The sequence below is a fragment of the Antrihabitans stalagmiti genome (genome assembly GCF_016482825.1).
GTDB lineage: Bacteria > Actinomycetota > Actinomycetes > Mycobacteriales > Mycobacteriaceae > Antrihabitans > Antrihabitans stalagmiti.
The window spans coordinates 1-1,089 of record NZ_JAEMNV010000043.1; the positions used below are offsets into that span (position 1 = coordinate 1).

Here is a 1,089-nt window from a genome sequence, read left to right on the forward strand (position 1 = left end):
AACTCGCCCGGTTGAGCTTGTGGCGCGGTCAGCGAAGTAACTGCGTACACCGTCTCCTGCGACGCCCGCGCACTGCTGCCGATCCGTTTGCGGGTACGGGTGATCCGCACGGCCTGCGCGGCGTGCGGGAACGCGATTCCTGCGGCGATCGTGACCACCTTGTAGGTGCGGGTCACCTTGCGGCCGTGGCTGGTGTCGGTCTCACGGTGCCCGTCGGGGACATCGCCCCAGGGCAGCGACGCCAACTGGCGGCGCAGCTTCGGCTGGTTTCCCTTCACCGTGAGCACGTAATGCGCTCCCCGGCCGTGCAGGTACTCGGCATGCCCGCGCTGGGCATGCATCGCGTCCGCGGTCACGACGACCTCGGTCAGATCCGAGATGGAATCGAGAAGTGTTGCAAACATGGGGATTTCGTTGGTTTTGATGTCGACGTCGACCTGCCCGAGCACCACACCTGCGCCGTGATCCAAGCACGCCATCAAATGCCGGGCCCGCTCATCGCCGGTCCGTGAGCCGCGCAGGGTTTTACCGTCCACGGCCACCGCCCGACGCCGACCTGCGGTCCCCGCCGCCCGCGCAGCGCACAGCCGCGTGGCGATCCACGAGCTGATCACCGCGTCGAAACCGTCTCCACCCGCGCGGGTCAACGCCCGACGGATCGTGGATGCGTCCGGCGCTCCTACTTCCATACCCCGCAGGGTGTCCCCGGCCGCGTCGGCTGCCCATTCGGCGATCGCGGCGAACGACTTCGCGCCCGAAACCACCGCGCAGATCGAGACGAACACTATTGCACCGAACCGGTGGCGCACACCACGCTTCTTACGTGGATCCGGAACCGATTCGAGGGCGTCGAGCAAGCTTCGCCGAACCGCGGCGGGGATCTCCGCGACCGGCTCGAACTGGCGGGCAAGGGCATCGATAGGTGAAGATGAGACAGCAGGCACGGCGGGCTCTCCGAGGATCAGACGGCATAGGAACCTTCATGATCAACGGTCCCGCCGCGCCTGCGCCCACACCTGAATTCTTCGGCGTGTCGCATATCAAACCCGCAGCTCAACCCACCTGACTATCGACTTTGCCTCACCCCTG

Annotated in this window: 1 protein-coding gene; it reads right to left on the minus strand. The window is 66.3% G+C overall.

Annotated features, from left to right (window positions below; genetic code table 11):
* The coding region (locus tag JGU71_RS29605; protein ID WP_199708712.1) for an ISAs1 family transposase at nt 1–944 on the minus strand (944 nt) is incomplete at its 3' end.
* Nucleotides 945–1,089: the final 145 nt, after the last annotated feature.